Origin of the sequence: Secundilactobacillus yichangensis, assembly GCF_016861565.1 — a bacterium.
Taxonomy (GTDB): domain Bacteria; phylum Bacillota; class Bacilli; order Lactobacillales; family Lactobacillaceae; genus Secundilactobacillus; species Secundilactobacillus yichangensis.
The window spans coordinates 98,520-117,124 of the sequence record NZ_BOLK01000006.1 but is presented as its reverse complement, the minus strand read 5'-3'; the positions used below and the strand labels follow the sequence as shown (position 1 = coordinate 117,124).

15 protein-coding genes and 1 other annotated feature are annotated in these 18,605 nt (G+C 42.9%); of the genes, 9 read left to right on the top strand and 6 right to left on the bottom strand.

Annotated features, from left to right (window positions below; all coding sequences use genetic code 11):
- Positions 1 to 27 precede the first annotated feature (27 nt).
- The gene (locus JUE95_RS06865) at positions 28 to 1,386 is read right to left on the bottom strand and encodes an amino acid permease (protein ID WP_203650191.1); all 1,359 of its coding nucleotides are present in this window, start codon (positions 1,384 to 1,386) and stop codon (positions 28 to 30) included.
- A 332-nt stretch (positions 1,387 to 1,718) separates the two neighbouring features.
- On the opposite strand from JUE95_RS06865, the gene JUE95_RS06860 reads away from it, so the two are divergent.
- Both JUE95_RS06860 and JUE95_RS06855 read left to right on the top strand, forming a co-directional pair.
- The gene (locus JUE95_RS06860; protein ID WP_203650189.1) at positions 1,719 to 2,660 is read left to right on the top strand and encodes a magnesium transporter CorA family protein; all 942 of its coding nucleotides are present in this window, start codon (positions 1,719 to 1,721) and stop codon (positions 2,658 to 2,660) included.
- Positions 2,661 to 3,028: 368 nt separating this feature from the next.
- Positions 3,029 to 4,036, top strand: a complete 1,008-nt coding sequence (locus JUE95_RS06855; RefSeq protein WP_203650187.1) for a ketopantoate reductase family protein — start codon at positions 3,029 to 3,031, stop codon at positions 4,034 to 4,036.
- On the opposite strand, the gene JUE95_RS06850 is transcribed toward JUE95_RS06855, so the two are convergent.
- Positions 4,024 to 4,866, bottom strand: coding sequence for a prephenate dehydratase (locus JUE95_RS06850; RefSeq protein ID WP_203650186.1), 843 nt, complete (start codon positions 4,864 to 4,866; stop codon positions 4,024 to 4,026). The two genes, JUE95_RS06855 and JUE95_RS06850, sit on opposite strands and share 13 nt — an antisense overlap.
- A 133-nt stretch (positions 4,867 to 4,999) precedes the next feature.
- Between JUE95_RS06850 and JUE95_RS06845 the strand changes: the two genes are divergently transcribed.
- Positions 5,000 to 5,371 carry an iron-sulfur cluster biosynthesis family protein gene (locus JUE95_RS06845; protein WP_203650184.1) on the top strand — a complete coding sequence of 124 codons (372 nt, stop codon included), beginning with the start codon at positions 5,000 to 5,002 and terminating at the stop codon, positions 5,369 to 5,371.
- Positions 5,372 to 5,477: 106 nt separating this feature from the next.
- Here JUE95_RS06845 and JUE95_RS06840 read toward each other — a convergent pair whose 3' ends face one another.
- Entirely contained in the window at positions 5,478 to 6,221 is a 744-nt protein-coding gene (locus tag JUE95_RS06840; RefSeq protein WP_203650183.1) for an amino acid ABC transporter ATP-binding protein, read from the bottom strand.
- Complete coding sequence (locus JUE95_RS06835; protein ID WP_203650182.1) at positions 6,218 to 7,657, bottom strand: amino acid ABC transporter substrate-binding protein/permease; 1,440 nt, start codon at positions 7,655 to 7,657, stop codon at positions 6,218 to 6,220. The genes JUE95_RS06840 and JUE95_RS06835 overlap by 4 nt, the downstream gene beginning before the upstream one ends.
- 516 nt (positions 7,658 to 8,173) lie before the next feature.
- Here JUE95_RS06835 and JUE95_RS06830 point away from each other — a divergent pair.
- Entirely contained in the window at positions 8,174 to 9,343 is a 1,170-nt protein-coding gene (locus tag JUE95_RS06830; protein WP_203650181.1) for a pyridoxal phosphate-dependent aminotransferase, read from the top strand.
- Positions 9,344 to 9,594: 251 nt separating this feature from the next.
- On the opposite strand, the gene JUE95_RS06825 is transcribed toward JUE95_RS06830, so the two are convergent.
- On the bottom strand, positions 9,595 to 10,410 hold the full coding sequence (locus JUE95_RS06825; RefSeq protein ID WP_203650180.1) for a 2-keto-4-pentenoate hydratase: 816 nt from the start codon (positions 10,408 to 10,410) through the stop codon (positions 9,595 to 9,597).
- 352 nt (positions 10,411 to 10,762) lie between these two features.
- Positions 10,763 to 11,007: a binding site (T-box leader), on the bottom strand.
- A gap of 242 nt (positions 11,008 to 11,249) precedes the next feature.
- Between JUE95_RS06825 and JUE95_RS06820 the strand changes: the two genes are divergently transcribed.
- From JUE95_RS06820 to JUE95_RS06805, 4 genes are all read left to right on the top strand, one after another.
- Positions 11,250 to 12,758: a C39 family peptidase gene (locus JUE95_RS06820; RefSeq protein WP_203650178.1), complete on the top strand. Its 1,509-nt coding sequence runs from the start codon at positions 11,250 to 11,252 to the stop codon at positions 12,756 to 12,758.
- The gene (locus JUE95_RS06815; protein WP_203650177.1) at positions 12,751 to 13,710 is read left to right on the top strand and encodes an N-acetylmuramoyl-L-alanine amidase; all 960 of its coding nucleotides are present in this window, start codon (positions 12,751 to 12,753) and stop codon (positions 13,708 to 13,710) included. Before JUE95_RS06820 ends, JUE95_RS06815 begins: the two co-directional genes overlap by 8 nt.
- Positions 13,711 to 14,039: 329 nt before the next feature.
- Positions 14,040 to 15,458: an arginine-ornithine antiporter gene (gene arcD, locus JUE95_RS06810; protein ID WP_203650174.1), complete on the top strand. Its 1,419-nt coding sequence runs from the start codon at positions 14,040 to 14,042 to the stop codon at positions 15,456 to 15,458.
- A gap of 153 nt (positions 15,459 to 15,611) precedes the next feature.
- The gene (locus tag JUE95_RS06805; RefSeq protein WP_203650173.1) at positions 15,612 to 16,073 is read left to right on the top strand and encodes a universal stress protein; all 462 of its coding nucleotides are present in this window, start codon (positions 15,612 to 15,614) and stop codon (positions 16,071 to 16,073) included.
- A 261-nt stretch (positions 16,074 to 16,334) separates the two neighbouring features.
- Here the strand turns inward: JUE95_RS06805 and JUE95_RS06800 are convergent, their stop codons facing one another.
- Positions 16,335 to 17,183 carry a helix-turn-helix domain-containing protein gene (locus JUE95_RS06800; RefSeq protein ID WP_235995293.1) on the bottom strand — a complete coding sequence of 283 codons (849 nt, stop codon included), beginning with the start codon at positions 17,181 to 17,183 and terminating at the stop codon, positions 16,335 to 16,337.
- Between the two features lie 363 nt (positions 17,184 to 17,546).
- Between JUE95_RS06800 and argC the strand changes: the two genes are divergently transcribed.
- On the top strand, positions 17,547 to 18,584 hold the full coding sequence (gene argC / locus JUE95_RS06795) for an N-acetyl-gamma-glutamyl-phosphate reductase (RefSeq protein WP_203650172.1): 1,038 nt from the start codon (positions 17,547 to 17,549) through the stop codon (positions 18,582 to 18,584).
- Positions 18,585 to 18,605: the final 21 nt, after the last annotated feature.

The window sequence follows — 18,605 nt, the reverse complement described above, 5'->3', positions numbered from 1 at the left end:
TTTTGTTATCAGGATTTTAATACGAGGTTAAATGTTTTTAACTTTGCCGTGGAATTTAACGAAATACAAGACGGTCATGAACGCTAAGAAGATGACCCCTACTAGAATTGAGACACGGGTTTCAGGATTAAAGAACATGAAGACCAGCGTTACAAACAAGAAAGCTAACGTTAAATAGTTCGACCACGGTGAAAGTGGCATTTTGAATGGATGGTTAGCCATGGAATCCTTGTGCTGTTTTCTAAATTCAAGCTGACTGACTAGAATAACGATCCAAGGAATCATCCCAGGAAGAACACTAGAGCTGTAAACCATGACGAAGATATTGCTGGCATCTTTAAAGAAGTAAGGTGATACAAAATCTAAAACGACCCCTAAGAAAATGCCTAATGAAATCGCAATGACGGAGTAGAAAGGAACCCCATGACGGTTCAATTTCAAAAAGCGTTGAGGTAATTGACCGTTATTAGCTAAAGTGTAAGACATCCGACTAGCACTATAGATACCGGAGTTAGACCCTGACAAAGCAGCAGTAATCACAACGAAATTGATAATTGAAGCTGCTGAAGTAATCCCAACCTTGGCGAAGGTTTCAACAAATGGTGAACCCACGTTATTCAGCTGGTTCCATGGATAAATACTCAAGATAACAAAAATAGCACCAATATAGAAAATTAAAATTCTAAACACAGTTGAACGAATAGCCTTTACCAGCGTTTGCTGGGGATTTTCGGCTTCACCGGCTGTAACACCAATTAATTCAATCCCTTGATAGGACGCTAGCACGATGGATAAAGCAAAGATAAAGCCCTTGAAACCACCGGTAAAGAAGCCGTGAGTCCAAATATTAGAAATTCCAATTGGGTGGAGGTGATTGCCAAGCCCAAAGACGATCAATCCCAGACCGACAATGATCATTAAGACGATTGTTACAACTTTGATTAAAGCAAACCAAAATTCCAGTTCACCAAACATCCTAACTGAAATCAGGTTAGCTAAACATAGAAAAGTAATGGCAACGATACCAGGAATCCAAGCTGGCAACCCTGGCCACCAAAACTTAAAGTAACCACCGATGGCAATCATTTCACTCATACCAACGATCACAAATTGGAAAATGTTGCTCCAGGCGGTTAAGTAGCCGACCAGTGGGTGAATGTACTCGGTAGCAAACTTTGAGAACGATCCAGTGTCTGGGTCAACGTAGAGCATTTCGCCTAACGCCCGCATGATAAGATATAGGAATATCCCCGCAATCGCGTAGGCAATCAATACAGATGGCCCGGTCCACTTAATGGTTGATGTGGAACCCATAAAGAGCCCGACACCAATCGTTCCGCCGAGCGCGATCATCTGCATCTGACGCGCACTTAATTTTCGTTTCATAATTTCTAATCCCTTTCACATAATAAATGGGGCTCCCCCTAGGAATGAGCTAACCATCATTTTGATAAGCAACAGCAATATTTGACTTTGCTATATCGTGGATGAAGTTAACCGTGCCTCACTAAAGTTTATTAGTTTTGTATGAGAATAATGTTACACGAAGTTGGGAGTAAGTGCAAATTAAATCCTGATGATGAATATATTTGCGTTTGAGACGTCAGAATCGCTAGGAACCCCGTAGCGTAGCACGATTTAGGGAATATATATTCAACAAAATCAGAGAAGTTTGAAAAGTTGTAGAATAGGAGAAAAGAACGGATAAGGAGTACGCTATGATTGCACAACATCAGCTCTGGCAGGGATTTAACTGGGTGTCGGTTGATAAGCCTGATACTCACGATTTTAACCAATTAAGGGATACCTACCACATTAAGAAAAAATATATTGGCTACATGCGAGACATTCGTGAGCGAGCTCGGTTTGATTTTGATACGGAAACCGGCTGCAGCTTACTGATTTTTCGTTCCGTGAATCAGGGCGAAGAGGGCCTTGATAGCACAGAATATTTAGAAACGGTGCCATTTTGTATCATTATTAAGGATAATAATTTGATCACGGTCACTCATCCGCGGAATACGTACGTGACGAAGCTGCTTAAAGATGTAATTGAAGATACCAAATCCGAGTCTCAGCCAGCGGATACACTGATGACCATTGCATTCAAGTTGATTTTTAAATTGAACGAAAATTACCTGGACCGAATTGATGACATGAATAAGGCTCGTGAAGCTCTAGAAAGCTTTCAGAAACGCCCCAGCAATAAGCAGATTACGCAACTATCTAATTTAGACAAACGGCTGGTTTATTTAAAGACCGCCGCGAATAACAACGTGATTGCGATCAGACAGGTTCAAGTCATGTCAGATGCAGATGATGATCCGCTGTCTCTATCGACTACAGAATTACAGCATTTGAAAGATTTACGGGTCGAAGTTGAGCAAAGCCGTGAAATGGCGAATATTGCCGCCGAAATCGTGGAACAAGTGGTGAGTTCTTATAGTAATATCCTTGACAACAGTATTAACAATACGATGAGGCTTTTAACGGTCTGGTCACTCGCACTGGCGATTCCGCCGATTGTTTCCGGCTTCTGGGGAATGAATATGCCATTGCCATTAGCTAAAGAACCGTGGAGCTGGTTTCTTTCGATTATCATCTCAGTTGTACCAATCGGATTACTGCTCTGGTATCTGAAAAAGCACAACGATATTTAAAAAGGGCTTGACGAATTAAAAAACGAGGTATATATTAAAAGCACATTAATAAATGATGAGAAAAAATGCGATGATAAGAAGAGTAACTACTGGCACATTCTAAGTGAGCCCCGCAAAGTGCGAAGGGGTGTTTGAACCTTTAGCGAAAGTAACCTTTGAGCAATGAATGCGATAAAATGAGTGTTCATGGTGTATCCGCCTTACTGGATCAGCGTATCGTCCCGGGACCGTACGTGAGAGGCGGCTATCTGTGAGGATGGCCGCAAATTAAGGTGGTACAGCGCACAAGCGCCCTTGATCAAGTGATGAACTTGTTCAAGGGCGTTTTTTTCTCGTTAAATTAAATAAAAAAATGGAGTGTGATTTTAATGAAATTCGCAATGATCGGTGCAGGTGCAATGGGTTTACGTTATGGGATTTTACTGCAGGAGGCTGGTAATGATGTTACGTTTATCGATACTTGGCAGCCACACATTGATAAGATTCGCGAACAGGGCGGCGTATACGTTTCTCGTGATCACCAGGATCGACATTTAGTTCCCATTAAACTGGAAACTCCAGAAACGTATCAAGGTGATTCAGACATGCTGATCTTCTTTACGAAGCAGATGCAGCTAGCTGGTTTTCTAAAACGCTGTGAACACTTCTTTAATGATCGCCAGTACGCCTTTACCTGCATGAACGGGATGGGTCATATTGAGAAACTGCAGCAGTACTTTGCGGATGATAAAATCATTGCCGGCACAGCACTGATTGCCACTGTTTTGAATGGCCCTGGCGACGTTGACTTTATGGGTAAACGCGGCGCTGGTAAGATGAACATGGCTAATCTAACCGAGAAACCTGATGAGATGACTCACCGGCTATTCGATGAACTACAAAAAGCTAAGATGAACCCGACCTTAACAACTAACTTCAAGGGGACGTTGATGACCAAGGTTATTTTCAACTCAGTTATTAATACCCTCTGTACGCTGTTTGAAATTCAAATGGGTGAATTTGGGAACTTCCCAAAGGCCTACGACCTCGGCCGACAGCTGATCGATGAAGCGTATGATATTTGTGAACGGGCTGGCATCACGTTAGTTTCAACCCGTGATGAAGAAATGTACGCGCTAGATATCAATACTCGAATCGATATGTCGCTGCATTACCCATCCATGTATCAAGATATGATTCATGACCGCCCAACTGAAGTTGATTATATTAATGGTTATATTGCTGAACTTGGCCGTGAACACCACTATGAAGCGAAAACCCATATTTTTCTAACTAACCTCGTTCACTTATCTGAATATCACCGGGCCAATCAAAAGCAGGCGCGGGATGCTGAACAGGCCGAGAAAGCACAGGCAAAAACGGCTCAGAGCGCGTAGATTCCAAGCGGATGAATCGTATAAACGTCAGCCATCCGCTGAAGGGTCTCAAATAAAGTGTTTCGTTGTTCAAGCGTACCAGAAATTTCAATGTAAAAAGAATAGATGCCGATTTTTTGACGGGTTGGCATGGACATAATGGTCACCAGATTTAAATGAGTCTTCGCAAAGTAGGACAGAATTTTGTAGAGGACGCCAACTTCCTCAGTTGGCGGTGTAATAAAAAGTGCAGATTTGAATGAGGCAGTTTTATCTTTAACCGGTTGTGCTGGGACTTTCAGCTCGGCCGGTTGTTTTTTGAAGATAATGAAGCGAGTATTGTTATCAGTTTGATCAGCAACGTTCGCCATTGTGAACGGAAAGCTTTCTACAGCTAGCTGAGACTGGGGCATGATTGCGGCATCACCAGCTTGGCCGGCACGAAGCTTTTCAACTGAGATCATGTTGCTTGAAGTAGTAATGATCTGAGCGTTAGGTAATTGTGCCAGTAATTTTTGGCATTGGCCTTCGGTTTTGAACTGGACGTAGATGCGCTTGATTTCGTTTAAATTGTTCACTTTACCGGCTAACCCGAAGTTAACCGGAACGGTGACTTCACCAATTTCGGTAATATCAGCAGCTTGGAGCCGTTGAAGGGTTGCAAGAACAAACCCATCCAGCTGGTTTTCTACGGGCAATAAACCCAGACCATCAGGTGTGACTGCCTGATAAACTTGGTCAAAGGTATTATGATAATCAATTTCGATATTCTTAATCGGATGCAATGCAAGGTATTTTTGGGCAGCAGCATCGGCAAAGGTACCGGCTGGGCCAAGCACAGAGAATTTCATTGTGGAGCCTCCAGGTCTTTTTATACGATTATAGCCTAAACTGAAAATGAAGCGAATATAAATTGTGTGCAACTTAATTGTGTTTCTCTTTCATCTATGGCAAAATGAATTCATACCAAAAGGGGGAATTGAGATGACCACTCTTCAAATGAGCCAGGATGTTCAAGCACGACTTAAGAAACACATGACTAATGATAATGAACAGTTAATTTTAGATTTTGATGACGGTGTTGGTGCATACTCGAAAGTTGGCGTTTGCTCATTAGACGTTAGCTTCCGGTTTCTGATCGTTAACAAATCAGATGTTGATCCGATTTACGACGAAGCCCTAGCCAGTCCTTTGGGTCCAGTACTGATCAAAGGGTATGCGGATAACTTTCTTAATGAAGCACCAGAACTTAATATGAACAAGTTTGGCCTCATTTCGCTTAAAACAGCTGCTGGAATCATTGATACTAACGTTGAAATTTTAGATCACCCAGAGATGGTGGCAACAGCTAAATAATTGAAACAAGTCAATATTAAGTTTAAGCAGTATAACTACAAAAGATAAAACAAAAGCTAGGTTATCGGTTCAATGACTGATAACCTAGTTTTTATTTTGCTTAATTCTAAACGTTCAACACTTTATCCAAGAAGTTTTGCAACCGCGGATCTTTCGGATGATTGAAGATCTCGTCAGGGGTACCTTGTTCCTGAATATTACCGTCTTCAACGAACACGACTCGGTCAGCTACTTCTTTAGCGAAGCCCATTTCATGAGTGACAACGATCATGGTCATTCCTTGTTTAGCAAGTTGTTTCATAACGCCTAGCACGTCGCCGACCATTTCGGGGTCGAGGGCTGAAGTCGGTTCGTCAAATAACATGACGTCTGGATTCATTGCCAGAGCACGGGCAATAGCAACACGCTGTTGCTGACCACCTGATAGTGATTGCACAGTGGCGTCGAATTTAGATTCCAAGCCAACTTGTGCCAGTAATTTTTTAGCCTGTTTAGCAGCTTCTTCCTTGGTTTCCTTCTTCAATTCAATGGGTGCTAACATGATGTTTTCGCTGACCGACAAGTTACTGAAGAGGTTAAAATGCTGGAACACCATCCCGATATTCTCCCGGATTTTGTTGATATCGGCTTTAGGATCAGCGATGTCCATACCATCGATCACAATGGAACCGCTAGTGGGAGCCTCCAACCGGTTAAGATTCCTCAAAAACGTACTTTTTCCGGAACCAGAAGGGCCGATGACCACAACCACTTCATTATCATGAACCTGTAGATTGATACCCTTGAGAACTTTGTTGTCACCAAAATTTTTAATGAGATGACTTACTTTTACTTTGATTTTTTCGTTCATAGCCGCACTCTCCTTTGAACCCAGTTAGATAGCCATGTTAACAGGGTAATGACGATGAGGTAAATAATGGCGACAATCGTCCAAACCTTGAAACCTTCCAAATTACGAGCAATGATGATTTTCCCGGTTTGAGTCAATTCAATAATACCGATAATTGACAGAATCGAAGTATCCTTCAAGGTAATAATGAACTGGTTAATAAATGAAGGAATCATGATTCGAATTCCCTGAGGTAGGATGACTCGCCGCATGGCTTTACCAAATGGCAATCCTAAACTGCGGGCAGCTTCCATTTGACCATCATCAACCGCGTTGATACCGCCTTTAACAAAGGCGGCAATGTAGGCACCTTCGTTGAACATCAAGGTAATGATGCCAGCTATAAAGGCGGGAATCTTTTGACCGGTCAAACTTGGAATCCCAGTATAAATGAATAATGCCAGAACCAGCAGTGGCAGGCCACGGAAAATGTAAATCAAAGTAGTGGACAGGCCGTTGAAGAATTTACTTGGAACGACTCCGAGTAAACCGACGATCACACCGAACAGTGTGGCAAAGAAGATGGCAACGATGGTTAGCCAAACCGTTTGTTCAAACCCATTTAACAAAGCACCTTTATTTTGCTTCATAATGCCCAAGAAGGTTCGGTCGGAAGTACTGTCAGAGCTGCCTTTAGCACCAAGATAGCGCCGAGTGATTCGCGAATATTCACCGTTAGCCTTTAAATCAGCAAGGCCGTTATTGAACATGCGCATTAATTTCTTGTTGTGGCCCTTCTTAACGGCAAAACCGTAAGGCCCGTTTAAAGCGGGTTTCGTATAAATCTTCAGCTTAGTACCTTGACGAACCGCGTATTTCATAACCGGTGAATCTTCGAAGCAGGCGGCTGAATTACCAGTGATGACATCTTGATACATATCGTTAGATTCGTCGAAGGTGACAATTCTGAAACCGTACTTCTTATGGATGCTTTGAGCGTACTGAGCACCTGAAGTACCGGTTTTAACGGCAACCCGCTTGCCGCGCAGCTGACTTAACTTACTGATCTTGCCGTTTGGCTTGGCCGCCATAACCACACCAGACATGAAGTATGGCTTCGAAAAGTCGAAAGTCGCTTCACGTTCCTTAGTGATTGACATACCAGCAATGACACCATCTGATTGGCCGGATTGAACACCTTGCACAGCGGAGTTAAAACTGGTTGGTTTCATCTTCACTTTAAAACCCTGATCTTTAGCAATTGCGTGCATTAAATCAATATCGATCCCAACGTACTTGTTCTTATTATTAGCAAATTCAAATGGCGGGAAAGTGGAATCGGTCGCTATTTGATAGGTAGTCTCAGCCTTTGCTGGCGTGGCGCCTAAATCCAGTGCCACGAACAGTGAAAGCAAAGCGACTAATCCACTTACAATCGTTATAAAGTGACGTTTCATATTATTCCTCCTCAGGATATGTAATGAAATATAACATCTGTTAATGAGAATATAATAACAGTAAAATGATAGAATGTTAAGCGTATTTCAGAAAATAAATCGGATATATTTGAAAAATAATTCATTAATTATTAGAATTGTAAGAACCTCATTTAAATAACAAACACTGAAATAAAAGTGTTAGTTGATTGATAAACTTGAATGAAAATATTCTCGTTTTCTATAAATATGCTATGTAAGCAGATTATCCAATCAGTGATGTGAATGGGTTTTAAAAATAAATTCTAATTTTATATGGAGTATTTCTAATTTTTAACTAATGTTTGCTTCTAATGTTCAATAATTTAAGTAATAATTTATAACATATAATCCACGTGAAATAATGAGATATAAGGACCATACCGACACAGGACAGTATTTGCAACCAAATATTAATTGTGTTTTAATTGAATTTTAATGGGGCTTTTTTACCTCTTAATACCAGTCATACATAGATTCAATGAGGAGGAATTTGGTTTGAAGTTTGAAGAATCCAAAGTTTTGCAGCATTTACCTAAGCAATTTTTTGCGAATTTAGTCGCAAAAGTTAACGCTAAAGCAGCTTCTGGAGCTGATGTAATTAATTTAGGCCAGGGAAATCCTGATCAGCCAACGCCCAATTTTATTGTGAAGGCGATGCAGGAAGCAACAGCTAATCCGGCCGACCATAAGTATTCACAGTTTCGTGGAATGCCGCGGTTAAAACAGGCCGCGGCTGATTTCTATAAACGTGAATATGGAGTAGAATTGGATCCCGAAAAGGAAGTTGCCATTCTTGGCGGTTCTAAGATTGGGTTGGTGGAACTACCATTCGCAATATTGAACCCCGGCGATACCATGTTATTGCCGGATCCAGGTTATCCAGACTACCTGTCAGGAGTTGCTTTGGCTCAAGTCAAACTGAAATTAATGCCATTGTCAGCAGATCAGCACTATTTACCTGACTATCAGCGGTTAAACCCTAAAGTGGTTGAGCAGGCAAAGCTAATGTATTTGAATTATCCCAATAATCCAACGGGTGCTGTGGCTACACCCAAGTTTTATGAGGATACGGTTGAATTTGCTAAGAAACATCATATTGGTGTGGTCCAAGATTTCGCGTACGGCGCACTGGGATTTGACGGCAAGCGGCCGGTTAGCTTCTTGCAGACACCAGGGGCTAAGGAAGTTGGCATCGAAACTTATACGCTTTCCAAGTCATATAACATGGCCGGCTGGCGAGTGGGTTTTGCTGTTGGGAACCCAGATATGATTGAAGCAATCAATTTAATCCAAGATCACCTTTTCGTTTCTCTTTTCCCAGCAGTTCAAGACGCAGCGGTTGTGGCACTGGATAGTGATCAGTCATCTGTAAAGTCATTGGTGGCACTCTATCAAAAGCGGCGTGACGACTTTTACGCTGCTGCCCGTAAAATTGGTTGGCAACCCTATCCGTCGGGTGGTTCATTCTACGCTTGGATGCCGGTTCCTAAAGGTTATACTAGTGAGCAATTTGCAGATGTCCTCTTGGATAAAGCAGCGGTAGCGGTGGCGCCAGGTACTGGTTTTGGTAAAAGTGGCGAGGGTTACGTTAGGGTTGGTTTATTGATCGATGAGCCGAGATTTACGGAGGCTTGTGAGAGGATAGGAAAGTTGAATCTGTTTTGAGAGTGCAAAACGGAGGCGTTTTGCCCCGGAGTATAAGGCGAAAAATGGTGACCCAGATGCTTTTCCTGGGTTACCATTTTTTGACTTATACAGTAGGGGCGTGCCGACTGACACACGTTTAATCTAGATAAACTCAACCCACAAAAAAGTACGGTACCCCCAGCCAAAACTCGGCCGAAAGGTACCGTATCCGATGCAACACAAATCTGTTAAGATCATCCTTTTATAATATAGAAGCTTTTTTCAAAAGATTACCGTTCTACATGTAGCAGTACGGCTCCCATTCCCTTATCGAACGTGGCTTTCCATTCGCCCTTAGTTAGTGACTCCGGCAGTAGGAAAGTACCGCTTGAAACTCGTTGGCCTGCCTTTAGCGGCATACCCTGCTCGTCTAGTTTTTTGACTAGCCACTGAAGTGAATTAAGCGGGTTGCCTAGTACTTCGGAAGCTTGACCATCTTTTAGCTTTTTACCATCATGGAAGAGTTCGCACGTGACGTTAGCGAGATCTTCAGGCTTTTCAAATAGTCGATCCGCATCATTCTCTTCACCGTAGACTACGTAACCGCCAACGGCTGCGTCAGCCATAACCATGTATTTGGAGAGGCTTGGAAACCAGTCGCTGAACCGTGAATCCGGTACCTCAACTGCTGGTGCAACGGTGGTTTTATGGAAGAGGTCTTCTAGTGAATCGCTGGCTGATAGATCTTCTTTGGCTGTAAACATCATTTCAACTTCAGCTAGCGGATCCATGACGTCGCTGGCTTTAACGTCATGTGGTGATTTAACAAAGTGGCTCTTTACTTGAGCACCGTATAGCGGGCAGTCGGAATCGAACATGTCCTGCGTTTGTTTGCTAGTCAGTGAAACTTTATAGCCGCCAACTGCTTCGTTCTTATCGGCGGTTAGCTGACGCTGAACGCGGTAGGCAGCGTCTTCGCTGTCTGCAAAACCAGCGTAGTCGGCTTCTTTAAGTGGCTTGCGGGTGGTATATGCGGTGTATAGATCCTGTGCTAACTTAGCTTCTTTTTCCGATAATGTTTGTTTGCTTAATACTTGTTCACTCATGGGCGAAACCTCCAAAATTATGTTTAATATGTGTGATATGTTGAAGCTATGTGCTGAAACAATATGTGATGACGCTATATGCTGACACGATATGTTGTGAAACTATGTGGCATTTATGTGGTTCGATATGTGTTGAGAAATCTATTAAAACTTATGTGTGACCCGCCCTGGATCGGTGGGTTCAATGAGAAATTGCACTTCATTCGCGCTTGGAAACTTAATAATATGTGTAATCTGAATGTCGCTATCGTCTGAATTCTTAATGCCAACTTCCAATTGTCCTCACCACCTTTAATGTCTGATTTTTAAATTCAGGAAACGAAAAAGCGTCCTTGATCGCAATCTGGTTGCGATTAAGGACGCTTTCACGTGGTACCACCTTAGTTTATAATCTCATTACTGAAATTACCTCTCACGTACGGCATTGCTGCGATACGCTTGGCACGATAATGGGTGCACCCAATGTGTTCTACTACGGCTTAGCCGGTTCGGCACACAGCTCAGAGATGATCATCGCGTCCATTCGTCATTGCCTTGCACCAGCCGGCAACTCTCTATATCCGAAGTGGAGTAAATGTTTCTCGTCAACGCTTTTCATCTGAATTTAATGATTGCCACTAATCTACACCCTGTTTTTAGAGTTGTCAACACAAAAATGTGAAAAAGATTAAAAATAATTACGATAATACACGGAACTCTAATGTTTCCGGGAAGAATTATTTTTAAAAATAAATTCTGCTGTACGATTGATAAACACGCATTGGTCATTATGGTATACTTTGTACACATTAGATAAGCATTGTAAATGAACTGATAAAAAATAAAGCGGGGATAAAACTGTGAAACTTTCAAAACTTATTTTTGGGACAACCGTTGGGTTAGCAGCCGGCTTACTTGCTCTTTATTATAAACGGGATAAAGTTGTTCAAGCACCGGTTAGGAAACCAAATACTAAGGTGTTCGATGATTTTTCAGCCGTTGATTTAAGTGAATTCACGGATCATTTGGCCTTAGCAGCTGCTGATAAGACGGCGCTGGTTCTTGACCAAATGGATAATGAATACGTTAGTGAAGGAACGTTAACGACATCAGCTTTCGATTTGCCGCAATTTAAGAACCTGGTGGCTTCGTGGAACGCGTTAACGCCAGTTGGCACAGCTGTGCAAGTCGAAGCTCGGATAAATCAGGGTGAACGCTGGTCTGCTTGGCACAGCTGGGGCCGCTGGTCGACCAAGTCATTGAGCGCCAGCGTCAAGCACGATAAGGAAGACCCACTTACTGGAATTGACACGGATACCTTAACGGTGAAAGACGGCGTTGGGACTAAAGCACAGCTACGAGTTCATCTCTATACTGGGAATCCACAGCAGACACCAGTTCTTAAATTAGTGGCAGCTAGTGTGAAGCCAGTACATCAGGATTTGATGGTGGATGAACACGCCGTTTCAGTCGATAGAGTGATTACGACACCAGCGTACTCACAGGAAATTCGGGACCCTAAACTGGCACCTGGAATCTGCAGTCCAACTACGGTTTCCATGGCAGTTAACCGCCAAAATGCTGATATTTTACCAGAAGAATTAGCGTTGCATAATCTGGATGCGACCTATGAAGGCTTTGGTAACTGGTCATTTAGTACGGCTGCTGCTGGCAGTATGGGCTATCGCGCTTACACGGCGTATACCAATATTGATGGCTTACGCCGGCAGATTTTGGCGGGTTATCCAGTTGGGGTCAGTGTGCAATATACCAATGATGCTAACAACGGTAAGTTACCGTACGTTGAAAATGCCATGGGTGATACGGTTGGTCATTTACTGCTGGTAACCGGGTTTACAAAACTAAACGGCATTGATTACGTTGCTGTTAATGACTCCTACGCGGATAGCAATGAGGATGCTAAACGGCTTTACCGGCTGGAACAGTTCAGCGAAGCTTGGCATTCCCGCATTGCTTATATCATTGGTGGCAATTATCGCGGCTATGAGCGTTTGATGCAGCCTAACCGGGAATCGGTGGAACTAATCGCCAATGATGAACGAACGGCGTTTACGATTCGACTAGCAGGTGAAACAATTGCCATTACACCTAACATGGTCAACCAAACGGAACCATTTGATCAAAAGGCGACGACGATTGCTTATACCATTGATGATGGCGGGCAATTTGACACCACTGCTCAGCAGCATTTCGACTATGCCGATGTGGATGAGGAAGGCCGAATCAAGCTGAACTTAGCTGAAATTAAGCAGGCACATCCAAGCGCGACTACCCTGACAGTTTACGTTGCTAGAATGGTTGCGCCAACATTAGTGGGCACCATTGCACTGACAGATCAAAATGATTGAATTTAAACCGGCACTGACGGAAAATTACACGATTGGTGATCGGCCAACTGATGTAAGTATTCATTACATCGTAATTCACGCCACTGAACTCAGTTACCCAGATACGATTGCGCGCTTTCAAAATCCGAATCACGTCAGTGCCCATGTTGTTATTCGACAGCATGATGGTCACCGAACCGCAATGGTGGCACCTAAAGATGTGGCCTGGCATGCGGGTAACTGGGATATGAATTGCCGATCACTGGGGATTGAGCAGGAAGCTTACGTGGCGGATGCAACGAGTTTCACTGAGCCAATGATGGGAGCGCTTGCCAGCCAGATTTTGGAGTGGTCCGCACAATATGCTATTCCGTTAGACCGGGCGCACCTACTAGGTCATGATAACGTTGCAGCGCCGACTAAAAAGGTCAGAACGCAGATGCACCGTGATCCTGGCTGGTCCTTTGACTGGGAAAGATTATTTCAAAAACTCGGCGTTGTCCCAGCACCTGATCTACCAGTGAACATTGGCCAGGGAGTCCGGATTGTAACTCATTATGCTGACTTATTTCAGTATCCCGCCCTTGAGAGTTCAGTGATTGGTCGTCTGGCAGATGCATTGACGTATCGGGCAAGTTACGGTCAGGAGTTTGTTTGTGTGGCGGAGCACGGTGCTTGGCTGGCAATTGATTTTAACGGTCAGCGTGCTTGGCTTAGACAGTCACAAGTCAGCGGTATTCGGCGCCCAATTTTGAAAGTTAGCCGTAGAATGGCCATCTATGGTTCAACTCAATCAGGAGCACCGGCAACTGGGTTCTTACAGCCGGATGAACAATACGTGATTACTGATGAATTAGCAGGTCTGCAAACTAGTGACGTAGCGGGGCATTTAACCGCGCATGCAACTCACGATGTCTTCAAGCAGATCTGGTATGGTCACCGACTTGCATATGTGAAGGCTAATGAAGAATAAGACTAATAAAAAATGGAAACTGCCGTGAAAGCAGCTTCCATTTTTCAGTTGAAGAAAATTATGCAGAATACGAAACGCTTTAAACTAGTTTTGTAAAGGGTTACATACATATAATATACAGTTTTGTTTCACTTATATACCAACCTAAAGCTGTCAAATAGGCAATTACACGGGCTTTAATCGAATACATAAATATAAATCTATAAATTGATGAATTTTCATATTTTCCCCATACTTTATTAACTTTACTCAGGTAAACTAAGATTATACAAAAAGGAGCAAATGTATAGAGTATACAAAATAATGCTCCAAGAAATGAGGGAAGTCCTATGTCATCACAGGCTCACAAAATCAACGGCGTTTCATTGACTGCCATGGTTGTTACGACAGCGATTGGCTCCGGAATTTTTGCTTTGAGCAGTGATCTGGCTGTCGCTGCATCCCCGGGCGCTGCCATTATCTCCTGGACGATTGTTGGCTTCGGGATATTGATGCTGGCTGCGTGTTTAAATAACCTATTGAATAAGCGTTCTGGCTTGGAAGGTATTTTTTCTTACGGTAAAGCGGGCTTCGGTTCGTTTGTTGGGTTCATTAGCGGTTGGGGTTACTGGATGTCGGCTTGGTTGGGAAACGTGGCGTTTGCAACGGTCTTTATGAGTACGCTGGGTTACTTTTTCCCGATTTTTGAGCGTGGTAACAGTCCGCAATCGATTTTGGTGGCCAGTATTATGGCCTGGTCATTGACGCTATTGGTGAATCATGGAATCGAAAGTGCGGCTTTAATGAACACGATCATTACAGTGTGTAAACTAATTCCAATTTTTACTTTTATTGTGATTGCCGCCATCTTGTTCAAAGGCCAGGTCTTTACAGATCAGTTCTGGGGCAATATGAGGGGTTCTTTCACGATAGGCGCGATTGGACCGCAAATTCGCAGCAGTCTGATGATCATGATGTGGGTTTTTGTTGGTATCGAAGGGGCAACCGTGCTTTCATCTAGAGCTAAAAGTCGTCGGATTGCCGGACGATCAACATTGATTGGCGTGAGCTGTTTGCTGCTGATTTATGTATTAGCGTCGATTTTACCCTATGGCTACCTATCACGGGCTGAGTTAGTGACGATGAAGCAACCCGCAATGGTGTATATTTTTGAAGAAATGGTCGGTCAGTGGGGCGGTAGTTTTATCAGTGTTGGCCTTTTGATTTCTATCTTGGGGGCCTGGTTATCGTGGACGATGCTGCCAGCTGAAACGTTAGGAATGATGGCAGAGCAGGGATTATTACCCAAACGGTTTGCTAAAAAGAATCAGCATGGTGTGCCGACCTTAGCGTTAATGACGACGGCCTGCATGGTACAAAGTTTTATGATTATTCTGATTTTCGCGGAGAAGGCGTATGAGTTTGCTTACAGCCTTTGTACGGCTTCAATCGTGGTCTGCTATATCATTGTTGCCGCTTATCAGATCAAGTATTCCTGGCAGAATCGGGCAACGAAAGGTAACTGGCTGCAGGTTTTAATTGGCGTTGCAGCACTGACGTTCCAGTTAGTTGGTATCACGTTATCTGGGTTACAGTACCTCTTTATCTGTCTAGTGGTGTACGTTCCCGGAATTATTTTATACGCGTTAACGTTGAAAAATAGTACTGGCCGATACCTGAACCGCCTAGAATGGTCGGCAACGATCCTGATTTGCAGCGGTGCGGTAGTGACCGTTGCACTTATGTTATTAGGAAGAATCACGTTGTAGTTGAGACGATGATTTTAAGCTTTGAAACACAAAAATTATGGTTTTAAAATAAAATGTTCGGATAGCCTAAATTATACTTGTTTTCCCATTCATGAATGTTATAGTTATTCTAGGGAAAAGGAATTAAGTGTGTAAATAGACTAGGAGGATTTTATGCTCACAGAAGACGATTTTGATGCAGAAGAAATGAGTTATTCGCGCTTATTGTTGGCGGTTGATGATGACGATGATGAGTCATCGCGTAAGGCGTTCAACTATGCTTGCACGTTAGCCCGGACGTTTGATTTACCATTGGGTATCGTGTCAGTAATGGAAACTGGTGATATGAATATTTTCCAATCACTGTCACCGGACATTATCAAGTCACGCAGAGATGATATCTACCATGATTTAAACACGTACGTCAGCAAGGCAAGAGCCTTTGGCGTAAAAGAGGTTAAACCACTGATTGGTGAAGGTAAACCGGAACGGGTTATCTTGGAAGAAATCATCCCGGACTTTAAGCCGGATCTTGTTCTGTTGGGCTCACATAAGCGGCGTGGCAATTTAAGAATTGGGCACGTTGCTGGTGAGATTATGAGAGAAGCTAAGGTGTCGGTAATTATTGTAAAGTAGAGTGCGAAACAAGGCGTTAAGAGACCGAAGTGTAAGAGGACCCTGCTATAAATCCTGGTTTTGGATTTGTAGCAGGGTCCTCTTACACTTCGGTCTCTGCGTTGTGGAGCACGTTTCCACTATGTAAAAGCAAAGAACTACGGTTTTGAATTTATAGTGGGACGCCTTTACATGCAGGTCTCTGCCTTGTTGAGCACGTTTCCACTATGTAGAAAAAAGAGCCGCAATCCTGATGAGGGGATTGCGGCTTTTAATATGCATTCAATTAATCTTAGTCTTCACGATACGTTCCATCAATTTCTGATTATCATTCATCCGGGCAAATGCTTTGGCATCATTAATTAATTGAGTGATGTAATCGGTATTTTTACCCTCAGCAATAGCGTTTTGCGCACGACGGAAACAGATCCGTGCTGAGTAATAAGTGACGTGATTATTAGCGCAGATCTCATAGCCATACTGTAAAAGTGAGTCACTGGTTTTATAGTCTTTAACGTGGGCAAAGTACTCAGCCGTGTAAAAGACCATATTCAGTGCTCGCCAGATAGCTTTATCGTCGGTCAACGGTAAGGTATGCAAACCGTCAAAGACTTTCTGGAAGAAGAACTCACTTTTCTGATTCTCATTATTGTGACTATAGGCGATACCACTGCCAGTGTAAGCTAGCTGAGTAAAAATGGTGCTATGGGTATCGTCTAAATCGTTAAGAATCAGGTTAAAGTAGTACAACGTATCCGCGATTGGTTTTTCTAGCAGTGCAGATAAGTAACCCTTTACGAAGTAGTACTGCATCTGACCATGAACGGAAAGGTTATCAAAATTAACCTGATCCAGGTCATCGTTAGCGCTATCGTACTCACTAGTGATCAGCTTGTATTCAGCACGGTCCAGCAGTTGATTGGCTTCTGATTGAGCAGGTGGATTCACTGGGAATACATCGTCGAGAGTCAAATTTAAACGGGCACAAAGTTGCGTCAAAATGCGGATGGCAGGTGCCTTGCCAGAATTTTCAAATTTACTTAGCGTCGCTTGCGTACAGATACCATCACAGAGTTCTGCCTGTGACAATCCCATCGCTTTACGGGCTTTGATAAAGCGTTCAATATTCATGATCGATCATCCCGTATCTAGTATTTGCACTCATTATACCAGATATTTTATATTGCGCTAATGCTAGACTGATACTTAATCTAATTGACTGATCGTACTAAATGAGTTTGAGCCGGCAATGTATTAATAGATAGACCAATGAATGATTAAACTAAACCTTTTTAGATATAAAGGGAGCACCTACTCCTTTTTGAATGGCTATTATTCAAAGCTGAATGCATATACGTCGTAAAAATGCAGATAATATACATAAATTAGCTTATTTTTGATAAATTAACTAAAAATTATTGCATTTTTTAAATGATGAGCCTATAGTAAGACGCATACGAAACAACAACTAAAAAAATTTGTGAGGTGAAACCAATGGACGTTGCGATAGTAGGCGTTACCGGCTACAGCGGCACAGTGCTTTACACTTTGCTTGCTAAGCACCCGGCAATCGACCAAATTAATTTATATGGACATCAAGATGAAGGGAAAGATGGTGAAGTCCGCTATCTAGATGAACTGATTCCTGGTTTCTATGGCAATCATATTAAGATTCAAAAATTTAATCCGCAGCAGATTATGGCGGACAACGCAGCAGTATTTTTTGCAACTTCCGCTGGGGTTTCCGGTCAGCTTGCTGGTGAATTTATCGATGCTGATTTTCCGGTGATCGATTTGTCTGGTGATTATCGGTTGCCAGATCCAGCAGAGTATGAGAAGTGGTATCACAAACCAGCTGCACCAGCTGAACATTTACAAAAGGCAACTTATAGTCTGGCTGATTTTTACCAGCCGGGAACCAACTACATTGCTAACCCAGGCTGTTACGCGACGGCAACGCTGTTAGGCTTGGCACCGATGGTTCAAAACGATTTGATTGATCCCGACACCATCGTGGTTGACGCAAAATCGGGGACGTCCGGTGCAGGGAAGAAGTTGACTGGCATCACGCATTTCACCGAAGCCAGTGATAATCTTCAGCTTTATGGGCTGAACACCCACAAACATATCCCAGAGATCGTGGCACAACTTAAAAAATGGAACGATTCAGTCAACGCGATTCAATTCAGTACCACTTTACTTCCGTTAACAACTGGTTTAATGGCAAGTATTTACGCCAAGGTTAAGCCAGGAGTTGATCAGGAAAAATTAATGTCAGCTTTCAATCAGGATTATGCTGATTCAAATTTCGTCCACGTATTAGATGGAACGACTCCTGATTTGAAAGAGGTCGTTGGCACGAATAACTGTGACATTGGTGTTGTGTACAACCCGGTTACTCAAACGGTTATGGTGATTAGTGTGATTGATAATTTAATGAAGGGTGCAGCTGGGCAGGCGGTTCAAAACTTCAACCATCTATTTGATTTAGCTGAAAGCACCGGTTTACCAACGCTACCTGCTTTTGTGTAAGAGAATAGCTGCAGACGAGAA

Excerpts from the sequence above, each read along its gene's own strand:
- JUE95_RS06840 (WP_203650183.1), bottom strand. The coding sequence starts at position 6,221 with ATGAACGAAAAAATCAAAGTAAAAGTAAGTCATCTCATTAAAAATTTT.
- JUE95_RS06815 (WP_203650177.1), top strand. The coding sequence starts at position 12,751 with ATGATTGAATTTAAACCGGCACTGACGGAAAATTACACGATTGGTGAT.
- arcD (WP_203650174.1), top strand. The coding sequence starts at position 14,040 with ATGTCATCACAGGCTCACAAAATCAACGGCGTTTCATTGACTGCCATG.
- JUE95_RS06835 (WP_203650182.1), bottom strand. The coding sequence starts at position 7,657 with ATGAAACGTCACTTTATAACGATTGTAAGTGGATTAGTCGCTTTGCTT.
- JUE95_RS06850 (WP_203650186.1), bottom strand. The coding sequence starts at position 4,866 with ATGAAATTCTCTGTGCTTGGCCCAGCCGGTACCTTTGCCGATGCTGCT.
- JUE95_RS06855 (WP_203650187.1), top strand. The coding sequence starts at position 3,029 with ATGAAATTCGCAATGATCGGTGCAGGTGCAATGGGTTTACGTTATGGG.
- argC (WP_203650172.1), top strand. The coding sequence starts at position 17,547 with ATGGACGTTGCGATAGTAGGCGTTACCGGCTACAGCGGCACAGTGCTT.
- JUE95_RS06800 (WP_235995293.1), bottom strand. The coding sequence starts at position 17,183 with ATGAATATTGAACGCTTTATCAAAGCCCGTAAAGCGATGGGATTGTCA.
- JUE95_RS06825 (WP_203650180.1), bottom strand. The coding sequence starts at position 10,410 with ATGAGTGAACAAGTATTAAGCAAACAAACATTATCGGAAAAAGAAGCT.
- JUE95_RS06860 (WP_203650189.1), top strand. The coding sequence starts at position 1,719 with ATGATTGCACAACATCAGCTCTGGCAGGGATTTAACTGGGTGTCGGTT.
- JUE95_RS06865 (WP_203650191.1), bottom strand. The coding sequence starts at position 1,386 with ATGAAACGAAAATTAAGTGCGCGTCAGATGCAGATGATCGCGCTCGGC.
- JUE95_RS06845 (WP_203650184.1), top strand. The coding sequence starts at position 5,000 with ATGACCACTCTTCAAATGAGCCAGGATGTTCAAGCACGACTTAAGAAA.
- JUE95_RS06805 (WP_203650173.1), top strand. The coding sequence starts at position 15,612 with ATGCTCACAGAAGACGATTTTGATGCAGAAGAAATGAGTTATTCGCGC.